Below are 18,977 nucleotides of genomic sequence, written 5' to 3'. Positions count from 1 at the left end.
TCATGAGCGTGAAAGAACTCCGCCTGGTCGTGACGGCCGAGGACTACGAGACCGCCCTGCACTTCTACCGCGACGTCCTCGGACTGCCGGAACGAGCCGCCTACTCCTCCCCCGACGGGCGGGTCACCATCCTGGAGGCCGGCCGCGCCACCCTGGAGATCACCGACCCCGGGCACGCCGAGTTCATCGACGAGGTCGAGGTCGGACGCCGCGTGGCGGGGCACATCCGGGTGGCCTTCGAGGTGTCCGACTCCCGCGAGGCCACCGTACGGCTGGCGCAGGCCGGGGCCGAGGTCGTCGCCGAGCCGGTCCGCACCCCCTGGAACTCGCTCAACTCCCGGCTGGAAGGACCGGCCGGGCTGCAGCTCACCCTGTTCGAGGAGCTCGGATAACGCGTTGCCCGGCGCCCGCGCGCGGGGTCATGATCGAGCATGACGGTGACTCGCGAGACCTTGCTCGCCTACTACGCCCAGGACCGTGAGCACACCCGGCTGCGCGAGGGCCACGGCCGGTTGGAGTTCTGGCGCACGCAGGACGTGTTGCGCCGGGTGCTGCCGCCCGCGCCGGCCCGGGTGCTCGACGTCGGCGGCGGCACCGGCGTGCACGCCGAATGGCTGGCCGCCGACGGGTACGAGGTGGAGCTGCTCGACCCGGTGCCCCTGCACGTGGAGCGGGCCGCCGAGCTGCCCGGCGTGACCGCGCGGCTGGGTGACGCGCGAGACCTGCCCGTGCCCGACGGGAGCGTCGACGCGGCCCTGCTCCTGGGGCCGCTGTACCACCTCGCCGACCGTGCCGACCGGGTGCGGGCGCTGGCCGAGGCCCATCGGGTGGTACGGCCGGGCGGGGTGGTCGTGGCGGCGACGATCAACCGGTTCGCCGGGGTGCACGACACGCTCCGGACCGGCTCCTACTTCACCGAGGTCGAGCGGGTGGCCGCTCGCTCGGCCGCGGACACCGGGGCCATGCGCTCGCCCGGCGGGTTCGTGGCGTACTTCCACTCGCCGGAGGAGGTGCCTGTGGAGTTCGCCGAGGCGGGGCTGGGCGGGGTCACGCAGTACGGGCTGGAGGGGACGCTCTGGCTGTACGCGCCGGTCAACGAGTGGCTCGACGATCCGGAGCGGCGGGCTCAGGCCCTTGACGCGCAGCGGGCTATGGAGTCGGCGCCGTCCCTGCTGGGAGTGAGCGGGCACTTGCTCACCGCGGGGTTGCGCCAGCCGTAGGGCTCGTTTTCGGGGCACTCCTCGGGCGGGTCAGGCGGCTCCGCCGTACTCCTGGGTGAAGCGGCCGGTGAACAGGTCGGCGCCCTTGTAGGCGGAGACCGTCTCGGCCGGGACCACGGAAGGCCCGTCCGGGCCGGGCAACTGGCCGACCCCGCCGCGCGGCCCCAGCGGGAGCAGGATCATCGGGTACGGCAGCGGCCGATAGGTCGCCGCCGGGCGCTCGCCGCGGAGCTGGGCCAGGATGTTCGCGGCCACCACCTCGGCGTGCTGCATCGCGTACCCGGCCATCTTGGCCTCCGGGACATCGGTCAGGTCGCCGACCGCGTAGACGTGGTCGTGGCCGGCGACGTTGAGCGTCTCGGTCACCGGCACCTGCCCCAGCGGCGTGCGCGTGGTCAGCCTGCCGTCGGCGAGGTAGTCGCTGTTGGTCCGCACGCCGTACGCCTGGAACCAGATGTCCGCCGCGATCTCCTCCCCCGCGGTGGTCGAGACCGTGAACCCGCCCGCCCGGCCGGCCGGGATCGGCGGCGGCGTCGCCAGGCCGTGGCCCAGCCGCAGCTCGATGCCCTGTTCGTCGAGCTGGCGGCGCAGGTCCTGGCGCATCTCCTCCGGGAAGGCGGCCAGCAGGCTGGGCGCCGGGTCCACAAGCGTCACGTGCTTGTGCGGCCAGACCTCCTTGATCTCGCCCGCCAGCTCGATGCCGACCGGCCCCGCGCCCAGGATCAGCACCCGCTCCGCCCCGGCCAGCTCCTTATGCGTCTCGCGCAGGTCCTCGAGGGCCGCTTCGGTGGAGTCGGAGGCGGGCTTGGCCGGGTAGCTGTAGCTGGAACCGGTGGCCAGGACCAGGTAGTCGGCCTCGACCCGCTGCCCGGCCGCCAGCGTGACCCCCTCGGGGTCCGCCGCGACCACCCGGTCCCGTACCACCGTGCCGCGCTTCAGCCACTGGTCGTAGGGGAAGAACATCGCACCCGCCCAGTCCGGCTGGGCGAGGGCGCGCAGCGAACCGGCCGAGTTGACGAAGGCGTCCCGGGGGTCGATCAGGACCACCTCGGCCTCCGCATCCAGCGCCTTGGCCACCGCGGCCCCACCGTACCCGCCACCCACAACGACAACTTTGCGACTCATGATCACTTCTCCATTTGTGCGTAAGTTCGCCTCACGAACCAATTCGTTCGCGTTACGAACCATATTGGTTCGTGCCACGAACTTCAAGTCTGGGATCGTTGATTCATGACCTGCGTCTTCTGCGACCTGCTCCACCGCGACACCGCCCGCTGGGTCGCCCGCACCCCCGAGGCCTGCGCGTTCGCCCCCCTGGACTCCATCGCGCCGGGGCACACCCTCGTCATCCCGGTCGCCCACCACGCCGACCTCTTCGACATCCCCGCGCCCGCGCTGGCCGCCACCATGGCCCTCACCCAGCAGGTCGCCCACGCCATGCGCACCCGCCTGGGCGCCAGCGGCGTCAACCTCCTCCACGCCAGCGGCCCAGGCTCGGAGCAGTCGGTCTTCCACCTGCACTTCCACGTGATCCCGCGCTGGCCCGACGACGGCTTCTCCACCTGGCCCACCGCCCGATCGGGACACGACCTCCCCGCCGACCCGATCCCCCTCCTCGCCAGCGCCTTCGAGACCTCCTCCGGGTCCTCATGAGCTCTCGCGCCCGAAAACCCCGATGAAGGCGGCTCCCGAGAGCTGCTACCGTGTCCGCGTGCCGAAAACGGACAAGGTGCGCCGTCGCTGAGAGCGGCGGCGCGAAAACCAGACACTCGCCGTCGCTCCTGACCTCTGGCCAGGAGCGCCCCCGTGGCGCTCGGAACTCCTCTTTCCGGAGCGCACTCCGTGTTCACCTTGTCCCGACGTCACCGCCGGCGTGTCCTGTGGGCCGCCCTCGTCTCTGACGCCGTCTTCCCGCTGGCCATCACCGGCGCCACCGCCGTCGTCCCCGACGTCACCCGCCACCTGCCCGGTCCAACCGCCCTGGGGCCGTGGATCGTGCTCGCCTACAACGGCATCTTCGCCGCAGCCCTGCTCCTCGCCGGCACCATGGCCGACCGCACCGCCCGCACCCGCTTCTTCGCCCTGGGCAACCTCGTGGTCGCAGCCACCGGCGTGGCCTCCGCCTTCGCCCCCGACCTGCTCTCCCTGGTGGCCCTCCGTACGGTCGCCGGCTTCGGAGCGGCGATGTGCGCCGCAGGCGCCTCGTCGATGGTCCTGGCCGTCTACCCGCCCGAGGACCGCCGCCGCGTCTACGGCTACATCGGCGCGGTCATGGGCGGCGGCCTGGCCATGGGCCCCCTCGTCGCCCAAGGCCTGATGGCCCTGGGCGGCTGGCCCCTCGTCTTCGTCGTCCCGGGCGCAGTCGCCGCTTTGGCCGCCCTGACCACCCTCGGCCTCCCCGGCCTCCGGACCCCCCATGCTCGTGGCGATTACGACCTGGCCGGCGCTGTGCTCTTCGGTGTCACCATCTCGGCCGTCGTCACCGCCCTCGGCCTGGGCCTGGGCTCCGGAATCCCCTGGTGGGTGCCGGGCCTCCTCCTGTTCCTCGCCCTCACCACCGCACTGCTCCTCGTCCGCGTCGAGCGCCGAGCCGAACACCCGGCCATCCCGCTCGACCTCCTCCGCATCCCGGCCTACCGGGCCTACGCGGTGGCCACCGGCGCCTTCATGGGCCTCCTCGTAGTCGGCCTGGCCGTACTCCCCCAACTGGGCGCCGCCGAGCGGGTGGGTCCAGGCGAGGCCGCCCTCATCCTCAGCCTGCTCACCGTGCCGTCCACCCTGCTGCCGCTCATCGCCTCCCGCCTGGCCCGGCGCTGGGCCCGGCGGCTGGTCACCGGCGCCCTCCTCGCCGGCGCAGCCGCGTCCGCCCTGCTCCTGTTCACCACCCACCTCGCCGCCCTCCTGATCGCCGCCGCAGTCGCCGGTGCCGTCCTCGGCCTCACCGAAGGCGTGCCAGACGGCCAGGCCCTCAAGCACGTCCCCTCCGACCGAGGCGGAGCCGGCGCGGCACTGTTCAACACCGCCCGGATCAGCCTGGAAACCCTCACCCTGGCAGCAGCCACCGGCGTCATGGCCGCCACCGGCCCTTCGGCCGGCATGGCGGTCGCGGGGGTGGTGTGCCTGACGGCAGCAGCGATCGTGCTGCGCCTGGTGCCACGCACGCGCTAGACGGCGGCTCCCGGCACTTCCGGGCAGGCACCTCGCGCCTGCCCGGAACTTCAAGCCCCCGAGCGCGTCCGCGACCAGCTCAACCAGGTCGTCGCCGATCTCACCCGCGAGCGCGGACGCACCGTCACCGCCGCCGAAGCGCTCGAGTTCCTCTACGACGCTCACCAGGCCACCGTCCACCGGCGACGCGAAGCCGCCGAACGCCGCCTGGCCGAGGCGGCGGGCAACCCCGAGGCGGTGGCCCGGGCCAAGCGCATCTTCGACAGCCTGAGCCTGCTCCGGCAGAACCGCCTCGACGAGGACGGCACGTGAGCGGTTACGTCCTGGACGACCTGTTCCTGCGTGAGCTGGCGCGCGGGGACGACATGACGGCCAACCTGGTCGCCGCCTTGGACTTCGCCGCCGAACGCATGAGCGTCCCCGCCGTCACGCTCGCGCACGCCCAGGCAGGCCTCAGCCCCCGCCAGCAGGACACGCTCAACGGCTTGGTGGAGAACCTGCCCAACGTCCTGCTGGACGTGGTGGCCAACCTGGACCACACCCTCCGCATCGCCGCCATCGCCGAGCACTTGGGCGACGCCCCTGACCTGTCCGCGGCCCACGTCGTCGCGGTGAGCCGCTACCTGGACTTCCCCATCCTCACGCTGGACCGCGAGCGGTGGGCTCCCGTGCTCGACGTGTTGCCCTGGCAGGTCACCGTCGTCGAAGCGTCCGACCCCGTGTAGACCTGGCCACGAGGGCAGGACCCGCTCGGTGACGGCGTCAATCCTCGTCCGTTCACTCTCTCGCACTGCCGCTGGTTCGTTCGACCATCCGCTTTCAGGCAAGGCCAGTCGCGCGCGGTACGTTCGCCCGCACCGGTGGGAGCACTAGTTCCAGTGGATGGGGCCGTTTCCACTCCCGTACTGGTAGCCATAGCGCGCGACCTTGGACCCGGTGGGGCAGTTCGTGGCGCTGAACTCTCCCGCGTTGCGCTTCCAGGGGCCGTAGTACTTCTGCGGGATGCTCACGTGGATGCACATCATGACGGCCCGGATGGCGTGCTTGGGCTTACAGCCGTTGAGGTTGATGTAGGCCACGGCGACGCGGTCCTGCCGGGTGACCGACACCGAGTAGCAGCCACCCGATCCCAGCGTCGTGGGGTCATCCGGGTTGACGGCGGCGCTCGCCGCACCGGGCGTCAGGAGCGCCGCCGCCAAGGCCAGGGCGGATACGCCGATGAACGGAACTCGCATGGATGAAGCACTCCTCAGGTAGGAACGTCCAGGACGCGAGCACCGTAGGATGCCGCCCTTTTGATGCGCTATCGGTGTGCCCAGACACCGATGGCGCGGTGCGGCAGCTAGCGGTATGCCGCCTCCGCCTTGGTGTAAGCCTCCTGGGCGATGTGCGGCAGGAGCACGGCGGGATCGACACGCGGGCTCGGTTGCTGGTTCGGGATCCGGATCTCCAGCACGTAGCGGGAGGTCTGGATCACCGCCACCCAGTGCCAGATCGGGACCTCCCCGCTGCCGGTGACCCGATAGGCCCAGGAGCGCTCGCCCAGGGGTGGAACGGCCAGCGGCTGGATGCTCCCCGTTCCGACCGCGGCGTCGGACAGGTGGCGACATGCCGCAGGCAAGGTCGGATCGCCGAGACGGTCCAACATCGCGCGGGGACCGGTGATGATCGCCTCACTGAAGACTGCCGCCTCGGGCCTTTCTTGCAGCCCTGCCACGGAGTCGCGTTCGCTGAGGGTCGTGACGGCCATCTGCACGCCGGGGGTGTTGTACCGCTGCAGGACCTCGAACCACAGCCCGATGGTCCATTTGTGGCACTCCTCCCGTTCCAAGAAAGCGGTGCTGTGCTGGCGCAACGGTATGAAGAGCGACTCCAGGTCGGTCACCGGCAGCGCAACGACGGCTCCCGGCAGGCCCGGGCGCTCCTGCGCATCCTGGAAGCGAGCGAGCAGGGCCTTCGCCAGCCGAGGGTCACCCGGGCCCGATCCGGGGTTGGGGGTGTCGTCCTTCTCCTCCCGTCGCGTGATCTCCAGTTCCAGTGAGTGCGACGAGGACGCTTCCGGTGTGGCGGACTTAGGTGCCGCGGTACGGGCTGGTGTTCCACATCCAGAGGCGGCCAGTGCTGCGACGGCCGCCATGACGGCCGCTGCACACCTCGACAGCCGGTGACCCGCCACCTGCCACCTCCCGACGGCTATCGCAGGGTGAATCTCACTTCGGCCAAACCCTCCCACAGCCCAACAGCCCTCGTCTCGACCATCCAGTCCGGCCACTCCGACGCCCCCATCCAGAGACCGCCCAAGACACGGGGGTCCGGGGGCCGGGAGGCCCCCGGCTAGGAAGTTTGGGGGAGCTCGGCTCCCCCATGAGAGGAGCCCAAGCCGAAACGCGCGAAGCGCGCCCAGAGCGAAGGTCCGAGTAGATGCGCGCTCAAAACGAAGGACCCTGTAGTCAGAGGGGCAGGTCGACCCGGACGCTGTACCCACCCTGGGGAGCGGGGCCGGCGGTGAGGCGGCCGTGGAAGAGGGCGACACGTTCCCGCATGCCGATAAGGCCGTGTCCAGGCGGGCCGGGTTTGCCGGTGAGGCCTTCGTCCTCGATGTCCACCCGGAGTTCGCGCGGCCGGTAGGAGAGGGTGACGGTGGCCTTGGTGGGGCCGGCGTGTTTGAGGGTGTTGGTCAACGACTCCTGGACGATGCGGTAGACCGACAGCCCCAGTCCCGGGGAGAGGGGCACGGGGTGGCCGTGGACGATGAGGTGGACGTCGAGGCCGGCGATGCACATCTGCTCGACGAGTTCCTCCAGGCGTTCGAGGCCGGGCTGCGGGGTGCGCTCGTCGTCGCCGGGGGTGCGGAGCAGGCCGAGCATACGGCGAAGCTCTTCGACCGCCTCCCGGCCGGCGCCCTCGACGAGGGTGAGCGTTTCCCGCTCGGTGGACTGCTCCTTCTTGAGCATGAGCCGGACCGCTCCCGCCTGCATGGTCATGACGCTGACGCTGTGCGCGACGATGTCGTGGAGTTCGCGGGCGATGCGGTTGCGTTCCTCGACGACGGCCTGGCGGGCGAGGAGTTCGCCTCGTTCGTGGGCGGCGAGCGCGGTCTCCTGGTGGCGGCGTACGGCGACGCCCGCCCCGCAGGCGATGGCGGCCATGAAGAAGGCGATGGTGACGTCGCCCACCGCGATGGGTGTGGGGCTGAAGACGAACAGGCTGACCATCGCGAAGGCCCCGCAGCCCAGGCCGAGCAGGAGCCGCCTGCTGGGGAAGGCGGCCTCCGCCATGAGGGTGAACAGCAGGAGCAGCTCGACGTACCAGCCCCAGGCCGCCGGCACGCCGTTACCGAAGTAGAGCGTGACGGGGAACTGGGCGCTGTAGACCGCGAGCACGGTGGCGGGCAGGCGCCGCCGTACCAGCACGAGGACACCGGCGGTCACCGCGGCGGCCAGCCATAACGGGCGGCCTCCGCCGTCGCCGAGTTCTTCGGCCAGGGCGAAGACCAGGACGGCCACGGCGATCGTCCAGTCGAGCGGCGTGGGGGGTACGCGGTGTCTCAGGACGGGGTGAGTCAAGACGCGGTGTCTCAGCACCCGTTGTCTCAACACGCGGGTCTCGCGGGGGTCATGCCGTGAGGTTAAAGCAGCTCTCGCGCCGTGAAATCACCCGGAATGTGGATTCGATGTGATCACTGAGATTTCACCGAAGCATCCTCTGGGGGGACGTCAGGGGCGGATGCTCTCAGCCATCGGGAGCCGTGCGGGTCGAGCGGAAGCTCCACCCGCTCGTCCTCGCCGACGTCGAAGACGGCGTCGGTCAGCAGGTCGGTGAGCCGGCAGTGGGCCAGCCCTTCGAGGGTGAGCTCGATGTCGGCGGCGGTGTCGGACAGGTTGTGGACGACCAGGACGGTGGCGCCGTCGGCGTCGCAGCGGTGGGCGAGCACGGCGGGGTGGTCGCAGTCGAGGACGCGTTTCTCGCCCCAGGCGAGTTCGGGGCATTCGCGGTAGCGCTCGATGAGGAGCTGGAACCAGCGCAGCAGGGAGTCGCCGTCGCGTTTCTGGGCGGCGACGTTGACGCGTTCGGGGGCGTAGGCGCCGCCGGGCATCTCGCGGTCGGGTTCGGCCTTGCTGAAGCCGCCTTCGGGCGCCCACTGCATGGGGATGCGGACGGCCATGCGGCCTTCGGCTTCGAGGTTCTCGCCGAGTCCGATCTCCTCGCCGTAGAAGATGACGGGGGTGCCGGGCAGGGAGAAGAGCAGGCTGTAGGCCATCTTGATGCGCCGCAGGTCGCCGCCGAGCATGGTGGGCAGGCGGCGTCGGAGGCCGCGTCCGTAGATCTGCATGTCGGGCGAGGGTCCGAAGGCGTCGAAGACCTCCTGGCGTTCCTCGTCGGTGAGCTTGTCGAGGGTGAGCTCGTCGTGGTTGCGGAGGAACATCGCCCACTGGCAGTCCTTGGGCGGTTTGGGGCGCTCGCGGAGCGCGCTGGCCAGCGGCTCGGCCTCGGAGCGGGCCAGGGAGAGCCAGGCGCGTTGCATGGCGATGAAGTCGAAGCACATGGTCAGCTCGGTGCCGTTGCCGTCGCCGAAGTAGGTCAGGGCCTCGTCGTAGGGGACGTTGACCTCGCCGAGCAGGATGGAGCTGCCTTCGCGGCGGCTCATGAAGGCGCGCAGGTCGGCCAGGAAGTCGTGCGGGTCGGGCAGCTTGGGGCTGACGTTCTGGATGAGGAACGGCACGGCGTCGACCCGGAAGCCGGACAGCCCGAGTTCCATCCAGAAGCCGAGGATGCGGGTGATCTCGTCGCGCACCTGGGGGTTGCCGACGTTCAGGTCGGGCTGGTGCTTGTAGAAGCTGTGCAGGTAGTACTGGCCGCTGTCCTTGTCGAGCTCCCAGAAGGAGTTCTCCTTGTCGGGGAAGACGACCTGCTTCGGGTCGTCCGGCTCGGGGGTGTCGGACCAGACGTACCAGTCGCGGAACGGGTTGTCCTTGGAGGAGCGCGCCTGCTTGAACCAGGGGTGCTGGTCGGAGGTGTGGTTGACCACGAGGTCGGCGATGACGCGCAGGCCGCGGTCCTTGGCGGTGCGCATGAACTCCACGAAGTCGCCGAGCGTGCCCAGGCGGGGGTCGATGGAGTAGAAGTCGGTGATGTCGTAGCCGTCGTCGCGGTTGGGCGTGGGGAAGAACGGCATCAGCCACAGGCAGGTGACGCCGAGTCCGGCGAGGTAGTCGATCTGCTGGGTGAGGCCGCGGAAGTCGCCGATGCCGTCGTCGTTGCCGTCCTTGAAGGTCTCGACGTCGAGGCAGTAGACGACGGCGTTCTTCCACCACAGGTCAGAGGTTTGGGTGAGTCTCATTTGACGATCTCCGCGAAGGCTTCGACGAAGGCAAGCTGTTCCTGCCCTACGTGGTGGAGGAAGATCTCCTCAAAGTCGCGATACTGCTCCAGCATCTCCCGATGGTGTGAAATATCGCTGGAAATCTGGACGACCTCGGCCACCTGGGCCTCGCTCACCCCGGCGGAGACGGCGTCGAACACCTCGACGCTGTCGATGTCCCAGCACGCCGGCGGCGGGAAGACGTTGGACCGCCACTGCTCGTGCGCCAGCCGTACCGCCTCCTCCTGGGTCGGCGCCCAGCTCAGGTGCACCTGCACCCGCGCGGGTCCGCGGCCGCCGGCCTCGCGGTAGGCGCGCAGGACGTCGGCGGCCTTGGGCCCGCCGACGGTGATGAGACCGTCGGCCCACTGCGCGCACCAGCGCGCGGTCTCCTCGCTGACCGCGGCGCCGACCAGGAGCGGCGGCTCGTCGGGCAGGGTCCAGAGGCGAGCGCGGTCGACGGTGACCAGCCCGTGGTGGGTGACCTCCTCGCCGGCGAGGAGCGCCCGGATGATCTCGACGCACTCCAGCAGCCGGGCGTTGCGTTCGGCCTTCGGCGGCCAGCGGTCGCCGGTGATGTGCTCGTTGGAGGCCTCGCCGCTGCCCAGCGCGGCCCAGAAGCGACCGGGGAACATGGCGGCCAGCGTGCCGATGGCCTGCGCGGTGATGGCCGGGTGGTAGCGCTGCCCGGGCGCGGTCACCACCCCCGCGGGCAGCGAGGTGCTGGCCAGGGCGGCGCCCAGCCAGGACCAGGCGAAGCCTGACTCCCCCTGCCTGGCGCTCCAGGGAGAGAAGTGGTCGGAGGACATGAAAGCCGAAAAGCCCGCCTGCTCCGCCGCGATCACGGCGTCCAGCAGGTGTTTCGGCTTTACCTGTTCGTGGGAAGCATGAAGCCCGTAGCGCGGCATAGGGCACCCGCTACCCCGAACACGGGTACGGTGAACGCGTGAGGATCAGACTGCCCGCGGCGCTGGTCCTTCTGCTGTCCTCCATCTTCTTCGGCACGGGCGTCCATCCGCCCGCCGCCGCGTTCGCCCCGACGGCCCAGACCGCCGTCCAGGACGGCGCCCAGCACCGCCAGGCGACGCAGGTCCCGATGACCGCGCAGCCGGGGACCAAGGCGGGCCCGCAGGCGGGCTTCGCCGCCGTCCCCGCCGCCGGCCCGCCGTCGCCGGCCCTCCCGGTCTCCACCGGTACGGCGGAGCGACCCGCCACCCCGGTGATGGCCGACCGCCTGGCCAGCCCCGCCCGAGCCCCGCCCGCCTCCGCCTGATCCGGCGTCTTTTCCTTTCCTGATCATGTGGAGGCTTTCGCATGTCTGTTTGGCGTGCGGTGATGGCGCTTGCCGTCACCGCCCTTTCGTTGTTCGTCGCATTCACCATGTCGCCGCGCCTAGGGCTGGACCTGCGCGGCGGCACCCAGATCGTCTTCGAGGCGCAGGACGGCGCCGACGCGGAGGCGGTCGACCGGGCCCGTGACGTGCTGGCCCGGCGGGCCGACGCGCTCGGCGTCGCCGACCCCACGCTCGTGCGGTCCGGCGAGCGGCGCATCATCGTCGAGCTGCCCGGCGTGCTCGACCCGCGCGAGGCGGCCGAGGTCATCGGCAAGACCGCGCAGTTGTCCTTCCACCCGGTGCTCGCCTCCGGCGGGCAGGCGCTGACCGACGAGGACGGCCGGCCGCTGTCGGCCGGTCCGGCGGTGATCTCGGGCGACGGGGTGACCGGGGCCGAGGCTCGCACCGATCCGCAGCGCGGCCCGGGCTGGTTCGTCACGGTCGACTTCCGCGAGCCGGGGCCCTGGCAGCGGCTCACCGGCGAGGCGGCCTGCCAGCCGTACGAGGCGCCGGAGCGCCGGGTGGCGATCGTCCTGGACGGTGAGGTGATCTCCTCGCCGATGGTCGGGACGGACACGCCCTGCCGGGCCGGCCAGGCGGGCGGCGCGACCACGATCACCGGGCAGTTCACCGCGCAGCAGGCCGAGGAGCTGGCCGTCCTGATCAAGGGCGGCGCGCTCCCGGTGCCGCTGGAGATCGTCGAGCAGCGCACGGTCGGCCCGACGCTGGGCGCCGCCGCGATCGAGGCGAGCGCGCAGGCCGGGGTGATCGGCCTGGCGCTCACCGCGTTGTTCATCGTGCTCGTCTACCGGCTGACCGGGTTGCTGGCCGCGATCGCGCTGGGCGTCTACGGGCTGCTCTCCTACGCCGCGCTCGTCGCGCTCGGGGCCACGCTGACCCTGCCGGGTCTGGCCGGGTTCGTGCTGGCGATCGGCATGGCCGTCGACGCCAACGTGCTGGTCTTCGAGCGGGCCAGGGAGGAGTACGGCAAGGCGGGCCTGCGCCGCGCCCTGGACCGCGGTTTCGGCAAGGCGTGGAGCGCCATCGCCGACTCGGGCGTGACCACGCTGCTCTCCGCGGGTCTGCTGTTCTGGCTGGCCTCCGGCCCGGTGAAGGGCTTCGGCGTGACGCTCTCCCTGGGCGTGCTGGCGTCGCTGGTGTCCGCGATGGTGATCACCCGCGTGCTGGCGCAGTGGGCCGCGGGCCGGATGCCGGCGCGCTGGTCGGGCCTCGCCTCGCCCGGCCGGTTGCGGACCTGGCTGGCCGCGCGGAATCCGTTCGTGTTGCGGCGCGGCCGGCTCTGGCTGGCGGTGGCCGGGCTGATGCTGGTGGTCGCCTTCGCCGGGCTCGCGGTGCGCGGGCTCAACTTCGGCGTGGAGTTCACCGGCGGCCGGGTGATGGAGTTCGCGACCGCCCAGAGCGCGGACGCCGCCCGGCAGGCGGTGAGCGACGCGGGCTTCCCCAACGCGGTGGTGCAGGCGGCCGAGGGCCGGATCACCGTACGGACCGGCGAGCTGGGCTCGGACGAGGCGGCCAGGATCGGCGAGGCGCTCGGCCCGAAGGTGCGCGACGAGCTGATCGGCCCGTCGCTGGGCGCGGAGCTGCGGCAGGGCGCGCTCATCGCGCTGGGCGTGGCGCTGGCCGCGCAGCTGCTCTACCTGGCGATCCGCTTCCGGTGGACGCTGGCCACCGCGGCGGTGACCGCGTTGTTCGTGGACGCGGCCGTGGTGCTCGGCACGTTCGCCTGGCTGGGCAAGCCGATCGACGGCGTCTTCCTGGCGGCCATGCTGACCGTGATCGGCTACTCGGTCAACGACAAGGTGGTGGTGTTCGACCGGGTCCGTGAGCTGCGCTCGGGCAAGGAGCCGTTCCGCCGGGTGGTGAACACCGCGATCCTGCAGACCGTGCCGCGCACGGTGAACACCGGCCTGGGCGCGTTGTTCATCCTGGCGGCGCTGGCCGTGCTGGGCGGCGACTCCTTGCGCGACTTCGCCATCGCCCTGCTGATCGGCATCGTGACCGGCACGCTGTCGTCGTGCTTCGTCGCCGGGCCGATGGCGATCGAGCTGGAGGCCAGGGCGAAGGAGCCCGCGCCCGTCCGCCCCCGCGAGAAGGTGCGGCCGGGAGCGGTCGTCTAGTCCAGGTAGAGCTCGCGGAGGGCGGCCAGGTCGGCCTCCGCGAGCCCGAGTGCCTCGCGGGCGTAGCCTTCGACGCCGCCGTAGAACTGGGCGGCGGTGTCGAAGGCCGCGTCGAGGTAGACCTGCCGTACCTCCAGCAGCGGCCGGACCACCTCCGGCTCGGGCACCAGGTCGTAGATCCCGGCGTAGGAGGCGGCCAGGTGCTCGTTGCTGGCCAGGTAGTCGGTCGTGACCGTGGCCCGGTCGACGCCCAGCAGGGTGAGCAGCACCGCCGCGCCCCAGCCCGTGCGGTCCTTGCCCGCGGTGCAGTGCATCAGGGTGCCGGGCTCGCCGAGCGCGCGGAACAGGTCGCGGTAGGCGTCGTGGGCGTCGGTGGTCGTGACGAAGGCCCGGTAGACCTCGGTGAGGAACCGTTCGGCCGATTCGGGCGAGCTGAGCGCCTCCGCCCCCTCCGGCGCGGAGAAGAGCGCGGCGATGTCGGCCCCGTGGCCGCCGGAGCGCTGGACGTCGCAGACGAGGTAGTCGACGCCCTCGGGCAGCAGGTCGGGCCCGTCGGTGCGCTCGGTGGCGGTGCGCAGGTCGCAGACGCGGCGGACCCCGGCTTCGAGCAGTTGCCGCTGGTCGTCGGGGCCCAGCAGGTTGAGCGCCCCCGATCGGTAGGCCAGCCCGGTTCGCACCTTTCCACCATCGGTCGTGCGGTGTCCCCCGATATCGCGCAAATTAGGCGCTGATGCGATGAGCATGTGTCCTATTACACCTGACCGCTTTCGGCACTAGGGTGCCTACCTATGAGCGACTACGAGGTCACGTTCAAGCTGATCGACGTCGACAACGACGGCCTGATCTCCCCCGCCGAGCTGGTGCGCCTGATGGAGGTGCTGGGCCAGCCGATCACCATGGAGCGGGCCGAGGCCGCCGTCAAGCAGCTCGACCTCGACGGGGACGGACTCATCAACCAGCAGGAGCTGGGCAACTTCCTCGACTGGTGACCGTTGGTGCGTGTCCTGCTGTCCCTGGCGGGTGCGGCGTGCCTGGCGTTGACCGGCCTGCCCGCACTCGCCGACCCTCCCCCTCCGGCCTCGCCGCGGCCCAGCGCCGCGCCGCCGGCCGCGGTGCCGCCCAACGACGGTGACCCGCGCTTCACCCCGGGCCGGCCCGCCCTCCCCGGTACGGCAAGCGTCGTGCGCGAGCGCTGGACCGGGCCGCGCATGCTGGACCTGCTGGTCTCCTCCCCCGCCACCGGCCGCCTGGTCCCGGTCCGGCTGCTGCTGCCGCCCGGCTGGAGCAAGACCGACCGGATCCGCACCTGGCCCGTGCTCTACCTGCTGCACGGCCGCGCGGACAACTACACGGCCTGGACCAGGATGAGCGACGTCGCGGCGATGACCGAGGGCGTCGAGGCGATCGTGGTCATGCCGGACGCCGGCCGGGACGCCTCCTACGCCGACGCGCGGTGGGCCGCCTTCCACACCCGCGAGCTGCGCCGCCTGCTGGAGCGGGAGTATCGAGCCGGTCGCCGCCGGGCGGTCGCCGGACAGGGCGAGGGCGGCTACGGGGCCCTGGCGTACGCGACGGCGATACCCGCGTTGTTCCGCTTCGCCGGAGCCTACGGCGGACCTCTGACCGGCCCTGGAACGGGCGGCGATCCACTGGTCCTGGCGCCCCGGCTGCGCGGGCTGGGCGTCTATCTGGCCGGGGAGGAGGCCGGGGCGATCAGCCGACGGCTGGGCGCCCTGGGCATCGAGCACACGCTCAGCCCGGCCAGGCCCGCCTCCTGGCCGGCCTGGAACCGCGCGTTCGCGAGCTCGTTCCCGATGATCCTCACCGCTCTCGGCCTGCCCGGCGGCGGACCGGCGAGCGAACTGCCCGAGACACCGGACGCGGCGGCCGGACCGGCGCCGGGCATCCCCGACGCCGTGCCGCCCGCCCCGCTGCCGCTCGGCGTGCTGCCGTCCGCGCAGGGCGGCTAGCGGCTACTCGGCCCGCAGGTAGACCTGGCCGAAGACCTCGGCCAGCTTCTTCAGGTCGCTGGTCACGTCCACCTCGGGCGTGGCCGGGTCGTAGATGGTGGCCAGCCGCGGCTTGACCGCGGCGAGCTTGCGCAACTGCCCCCAGGTGGCGTTGTCGGCCAGCTTCTCGCCGAGCACCCGGTGCACGGTGCCGTCGGCGGCCTGCCAGCGGGTCCAGAGCACCACGCTCTCGGCCGCGTCGGACTGCAGCGGGGCGACCACGCGCTCGGTGATCGCCTTGGTGGCCTGCTCCTCGGTCAGCGCCGAGGAGCCCGCCGCGGTGAAGGTCGCGTCCTCGGCGGCGATGTGCCCGTAGGCGTCCCACGACTTGGCGCGGATCTCGATCGACTGGTTGCGCTGGGCGGTGACGGCGTCGATCTTCCAGGCGGCGTACTCGGTGGCCAGGTGGCCGTTGTCCAGGCCGAGCTGGTCGATCAGCGACTTGGCCAGGAAGGCGCCAAAGGCGTCCGGGTTCAGCAGTGGGTACTTCTTGGCCAGCTCGCCCTTGCAGGCCTCGTCGGCGCCGCAGCCGAGCACCGGCAGGACGGTGTGCACGGCGAGCTTCTTGCCGGGCAATGCCTCGCGCAGCGCGGCGGAGGTCTCGGTCACGAACTTCTCCAGCTCCTCCGCCGAGGCGAAGGCGCGGGAGTCGTAGCCGAGCTGGGTGGCGAAGCGGATGCCGACGACGCCGGGCTGGGCGGCCAGGGCGCCGACGCGCTTGACCGCCTCGGCGAGCTTGCCGTTCTTCCAGTCGTCGGACAGCTCGGTGTCGATCCAGGTGCGCAGGCCGGTGCCGGTGGCGTTCTTCGTGCTCTGCCCGGCCGGGGTCAGCGCGGCCTTCTCCACGTCGGCCTGGGAGATCTCGTCCGGGTCGGTGTAGCAGGTCTCGCCCTGCGCGCACTCGGGCTTGCCCTCGTCGTCGGTCGCCTCGGGGACGTCCGGGTCGCCGATCTCGTGGGCGACGCCGTCGCCCTCGGTGTTGCAGGTGATGCCCTCGCAGACGCCGAACTTGCCGGGGTTCGGGTCGGCGGCCTTCATGTTCTCGCCGTCGTTGCCGAGCCAGAAGCGGGCGATCTCGGCGGCCTCCTCGGGGGTGGCCAGCCAGGTGCAGACGACGAACGAGGGGGTGCCCGGGGGCAGGTCCTCGCACGGGCGGGCGGGCTGTGCGTGGGCCGAGGCCGGAGCGACGATGCCCAGCAGGGCCAGGACGAGTCCGACGATGAGGATCTTCCTCTTGGTCATGCGCGCCACTCCTGGGGGGACATTAGGGCATTCAGCACACTATCCATCCTCGTACCGGAGATCCACACAAACGCCGGTCAAGAAGGTGACCACCCGCTGAAAAATGGCGCGACACGACGTGACAGCCTCGGAAGAATGGCGAGAATGCACAGCTTTCAGCAGGACCTGTCCCTGCTCAAGGACCACCGCTTCACCCTCCTGCTGACGGCTCGCACCATCTCCACCCTGGGCAGCACCTTCGCGCCGGTCGCGCTGGCCTTCGGCGTCCTGCAGCTTCCGGGCGCGAACGCCACCACGCTGTCGGTCGTGCTGACCGCCGAGTCGCTGCCGATGGTGCTGTTCATGCTGGTGGGCGGGGTGGTCGCCGACCGGCTGCCGCGCCAGCGGGTGATGATGGCCGGCGAGGCGGCCAACGCGCTGGCCTTCTGCGGCCTGGGCGTGATGTTGCTGACCGGCTGGGCGCCGCTGCCCGCCCTGGCCTCCGCCGCGGCGGTCAGCGGCATCGCGATGGCGCTGCTCTTCCCCGCGCTGCAGGGCATCATCCCCGAGGTGGTGCCGGTCGACCGGCTGCAGACCGGCAACGCGCTGCTGGCGCTGGGGGCCAACTCCTCGCGCATCCTCGGGGCCGTGCTCGGCGGCGGCACCGTCGTGCTGGTCGGCGGCGGGTGGGCGCTCATGATCAGCGGCCTGCTCTTCGCGGTCGCCGGGGTGTGCATCGCCCAGCTCAAGCTGCGGCCGGCCGGCGAAGCGCCGGCGGGCAAGCCCGGGGAACGGCATTCGGTGCTGAAGGACCTGCGCGAGGGCTGGCGGGAGTTCAGCTCCCGGCAGTGGCTGTGGGTGGTGGTCGCCCAGTTCTCCATCATGTTGCTGGCCATCCAGGCCGCGCACGGCGTGCTCGGGCCGATGCTGGTCGACCAGGAGCTGGGCGAGAGCGGCCCGGCGGCCTGGTCGGCGGTGCTGGCCGGGGAGGCGGTCGGCACGTTGCTGGGCGTCTTCGTGTCGCTGCGGTTGCGGCCCAGCCGGCCGATCCTGGTCGCGACCTGCCTGACCATCCCGACGGCCATGCCGTACCTGCTGCTCGGGCTGTCGGCGCCGCTGTGGTTGGTGGTGCTGGGCGCGGTGCTGATGGGGGTCTGCTTCGACGTCTTCGGCGTGCTCTGGCAGACCACCATGCAGCGGGAGATCCCGGGCGAGGCGCTGTCGCGGGTGAGCTCCTACGACGCGCTCGGCTCGCTGATGTTCGGGCCGATCGGCCTGATGCTGGCCGGGCCGGTGGGCATCGCGATCGGGCCCAAGGGCGCGCTGGTCGGCTGCGCGGCGATCGTGATCATTGCCTGCCTGGCGGCGCTGCTGTCGCCCGGCGTGCGCAACCTGCGCGCCCCTGGGGCGGAGCGGCTCAGCCGTCCGTGAACCCGCTGGTCCGCAGGCCGCGGGCCGGTGTGCGCTCGTGCAGGCCGAACCGCGGCTCCGGCGCGTACTCGCCGTCCAGCAGCCCCGCCACGTAGCCGGCGAGCGCGGGCGCGTGCTTGAAGCCGTGCCCGGAGTCGCCGCCCAGCACCCAGACCCCCGGCGCCGTCTCGTGGATGATCCACTCGGCGTCGGGCGTCAGCGCGTACTGGCAGACCTGGCTGAACAGCACCCGCGACCCGGCCAGCGCGGGGAAGCGCCGGCCCAGGTAGGCCGAGGCCGCCGCCACGCTCTCCCGGTCGACCGTGCGCGAGCCCTCCTCCGGCTCGTACGGCAGGCCCTCGGCGTCGGAGGTGCACTTCATGCCCACGCCGTCCACATCGCCGTGCCCGTAGGCCGAGACGTCGTAGTCCACCCAGGCCGGCGTCCCCCGCCAGGCCACGTCGAAGTGCAGGGTGTCCTGCTTGGTCACCACCAGTGGCAGCTCCGGGAAGAGCGCGGGCAACCAGGCCCCGCCCGCCCACACCACCCGGTCGGCCCGCAGCACCTCACCGGCCACCGAGACGGCCTCGCCGTACGGCACGGCCCGCCCGGTGACCAGCCGCACCCCGGCCTGGACGGCCAGCCGCGCGATGACCTGGGTGGCCCGGCGGGCCCTGAGCACCCCGGCCTCGGGCTCCCACAGCAGGAAGGCGAGCCCGTCGGGCGCGAAGTCCGGGAAGAACCGGCGCCCGTCTGCCGGGTCGAGCAACTCGTGCGGGATGCCGAGCGAGCCGAGGACGCCGGCGCTGGCCCGCTCCCAGCCGTGCTCCTCGCGGGCGAACCACACCGTCCCGTGCTCGTGGTAGAGCGGTTCGCCGATGCGTTCGCCCAGGTCGAGCCAGCCTTGCCGGGCCGTGCGGGAGAGCCGGGCGTACCACTCGTCCGTGCCGTGCGCACTGCGCAGCAGCCGGGTCTCACCCGCGCTGGCCTGCCGGACATGACCCGGGGTGTGCTGCTCGACGAGCGTGACCTGCCACCCGGTTTCGGCCAGCCGCAATGCCAGCGACGATCCCCAAATCCCTGCACCGACCACAATGACCGATTTCATGCCGACAA

Annotated in this window: 19 protein-coding genes; 10 read left to right on the top strand and 9 right to left on the bottom strand. The window is 71.7% G+C overall.

From position 1 onward, the window contains the following. The first annotated feature begins 2 nt into the window (after positions 1-2). Positions 3-392 carry a VOC family protein gene (locus ACIBG7_RS32600; RefSeq protein WP_357922563.1) on the top strand — a complete coding sequence of 130 codons (390 nt, stop codon included), beginning with the start codon at positions 3-5 and terminating at the stop codon, positions 390-392. Between the two features lie 39 nt (positions 393-431). Beyond that, positions 432-1,220, top strand: coding sequence for a class I SAM-dependent methyltransferase (locus tag ACIBG7_RS32595; RefSeq protein WP_397338665.1), 789 nt, complete (start codon positions 432-434; stop codon positions 1,218-1,220). A 30-nt stretch (positions 1,221-1,250) separates the two neighbouring features. Here the strand turns inward: ACIBG7_RS32595 and ACIBG7_RS32590 are convergent, their stop codons facing one another. Beyond that, positions 1,251-2,345: an NAD(P)/FAD-dependent oxidoreductase gene (locus ACIBG7_RS32590; protein WP_397338664.1), complete on the bottom strand. Its 1,095-nt coding sequence runs from the start codon at positions 2,343-2,345 to the stop codon at positions 1,251-1,253. Positions 2,346-2,450: 105 nt separating this feature from the next. On the opposite strand from ACIBG7_RS32590, the gene ACIBG7_RS32585 reads away from it, so the two are divergent. The 3 genes from ACIBG7_RS32585 (at position 2,451) to ACIBG7_RS32575 (ending at position 5,113) form a co-directional block, all read left to right on the top strand. Continuing rightward, on the top strand, positions 2,451-2,873 hold the full coding sequence (locus tag ACIBG7_RS32585) for an HIT family protein (RefSeq protein WP_397338663.1): 423 nt from the start codon (positions 2,451-2,453) through the stop codon (positions 2,871-2,873). Between the two features lie 189 nt (positions 2,874-3,062). Beyond that, entirely contained in the window at positions 3,063-4,388 is a 1,326-nt protein-coding gene (locus ACIBG7_RS32580; RefSeq protein ID WP_397338662.1) for an MFS transporter, read from the top strand. Positions 4,389-4,696: 308 nt separating this feature from the next. Then, positions 4,697-5,113 carry a hypothetical protein gene (locus tag ACIBG7_RS32575; protein ID WP_397338661.1) on the top strand — a complete coding sequence of 139 codons (417 nt, stop codon included), beginning with the start codon at positions 4,697-4,699 and terminating at the stop codon, positions 5,111-5,113. Between the two features lie 144 nt (positions 5,114-5,257). Here ACIBG7_RS32575 and ACIBG7_RS32570 read toward each other — a convergent pair whose 3' ends face one another. The 5 genes from ACIBG7_RS32570 to ACIBG7_RS32550 all read right to left on the bottom strand — a co-directional run bounded on the left by ACIBG7_RS32570 (position 5,258) and on the right by ACIBG7_RS32550 (position 10,658). Then, positions 5,258-5,623 (bottom strand): hypothetical protein, encoded by a 366-nt coding sequence (locus ACIBG7_RS32570; protein ID WP_397338660.1) that lies wholly within the window; start codon positions 5,621-5,623, stop codon positions 5,258-5,260. Positions 5,624-5,730: 107 nt separating this feature from the next. Continuing rightward, positions 5,731-6,525, bottom strand: coding sequence for a hypothetical protein (locus tag ACIBG7_RS32565; RefSeq protein ID WP_397338659.1), 795 nt, complete (start codon positions 6,523-6,525; stop codon positions 5,731-5,733). A gap of 313 nt (positions 6,526-6,838) precedes the next feature. Continuing rightward, a complete protein-coding gene (locus ACIBG7_RS32560; RefSeq protein WP_357922537.1) occupies positions 6,839-7,954 on the bottom strand; it encodes a sensor histidine kinase in 1,116 nt (371 codons plus the stop codon). Between the two features lie 113 nt (positions 7,955-8,067). Next, the gene (locus tag ACIBG7_RS32555; protein WP_397338658.1) at positions 8,068-9,729 is read right to left on the bottom strand and encodes an alpha-amylase family protein; all 1,662 of its coding nucleotides are present in this window, start codon (positions 9,727-9,729) and stop codon (positions 8,068-8,070) included. After that, on the bottom strand, positions 9,726-10,658 hold the full coding sequence (locus ACIBG7_RS32550; protein ID WP_357922532.1) for a TIGR03885 family FMN-dependent LLM class oxidoreductase: 933 nt from the start codon (positions 10,656-10,658) through the stop codon (positions 9,726-9,728). The genes ACIBG7_RS32555 and ACIBG7_RS32550 overlap by 4 nt, the downstream gene beginning before the upstream one ends. A gap of 38 nt (positions 10,659-10,696) precedes the next feature. On the opposite strand from ACIBG7_RS32550, the gene ACIBG7_RS32545 reads away from it, so the two are divergent. Both ACIBG7_RS32545 and secD read left to right on the top strand, forming a co-directional pair. Further along, entirely contained in the window at positions 10,697-11,023 is a 327-nt protein-coding gene (locus ACIBG7_RS32545) for a hypothetical protein (RefSeq protein ID WP_357922530.1), read from the top strand. Positions 11,024-11,064: 41 nt separating this feature from the next. After that, complete coding sequence (gene secD, locus ACIBG7_RS32540) at positions 11,065-13,221, top strand: protein translocase subunit SecD (protein ID WP_397338657.1); 2,157 nt, start codon at positions 11,065-11,067, stop codon at positions 13,219-13,221. Here secD and ACIBG7_RS32535 read toward each other — a convergent pair. Further along, positions 13,218-13,964 (bottom strand): tyrosine-protein phosphatase, encoded by a 747-nt coding sequence (locus tag ACIBG7_RS32535; RefSeq protein WP_357922524.1) that lies wholly within the window; start codon positions 13,962-13,964, stop codon positions 13,218-13,220. The genes secD and ACIBG7_RS32535 overlap by 4 nt on opposite strands. 45 nt (positions 13,965-14,009) lie before the next feature. Between ACIBG7_RS32535 and ACIBG7_RS32530 the strand changes: the two genes are divergently transcribed. Together ACIBG7_RS32530 and ACIBG7_RS32525 are read left to right on the top strand one after the other, a co-directional pair. After that, complete coding sequence (locus tag ACIBG7_RS32530) at positions 14,010-14,210, top strand: EF-hand domain-containing protein (RefSeq protein ID WP_357922521.1); 201 nt, start codon at positions 14,010-14,012, stop codon at positions 14,208-14,210. A 6-nt stretch (positions 14,211-14,216) separates the two neighbouring features. Further along, the gene (locus tag ACIBG7_RS32525) at positions 14,217-15,191 is read left to right on the top strand and encodes an alpha/beta hydrolase (protein ID WP_397338656.1); all 975 of its coding nucleotides are present in this window, start codon (positions 14,217-14,219) and stop codon (positions 15,189-15,191) included. Between the two features lie 3 nt (positions 15,192-15,194). Here the strand turns inward: ACIBG7_RS32525 and ACIBG7_RS32520 are convergent, their stop codons facing one another. Continuing rightward, on the bottom strand, positions 15,195-16,472 hold the full coding sequence (locus ACIBG7_RS32520; RefSeq protein WP_397338655.1) for a hypothetical protein: 1,278 nt from the start codon (positions 16,470-16,472) through the stop codon (positions 15,195-15,197). A gap of 144 nt (positions 16,473-16,616) precedes the next feature. Between ACIBG7_RS32520 and ACIBG7_RS32515 the strand changes: the two genes are divergently transcribed. After that, a complete protein-coding gene (locus ACIBG7_RS32515) occupies positions 16,617-17,882 on the top strand; it encodes an MFS transporter (protein WP_397338653.1) in 1,266 nt (421 codons plus the stop codon). Here the strand turns inward: ACIBG7_RS32515 and ACIBG7_RS32510 are convergent. Beyond that, a complete protein-coding gene (locus tag ACIBG7_RS32510; RefSeq protein WP_397338652.1) occupies positions 17,869-18,969 on the bottom strand; it encodes an NAD(P)/FAD-dependent oxidoreductase in 1,101 nt (366 codons plus the stop codon). The two genes, ACIBG7_RS32515 and ACIBG7_RS32510, sit on opposite strands and share 14 nt — an antisense overlap. Between the last annotated feature and the right edge of the window lie 8 nt (positions 18,970-18,977).

Source organism: Nonomuraea sp. NPDC050328 (assembly GCF_044459405.1).
Classification (GTDB): domain Bacteria; phylum Actinomycetota; class Actinomycetes; order Streptosporangiales; family Streptosporangiaceae; genus Nonomuraea.
Note: the sequence above shows the minus strand (reverse complement) of the source record. Positions and strands in the feature narration are given on the sequence as shown.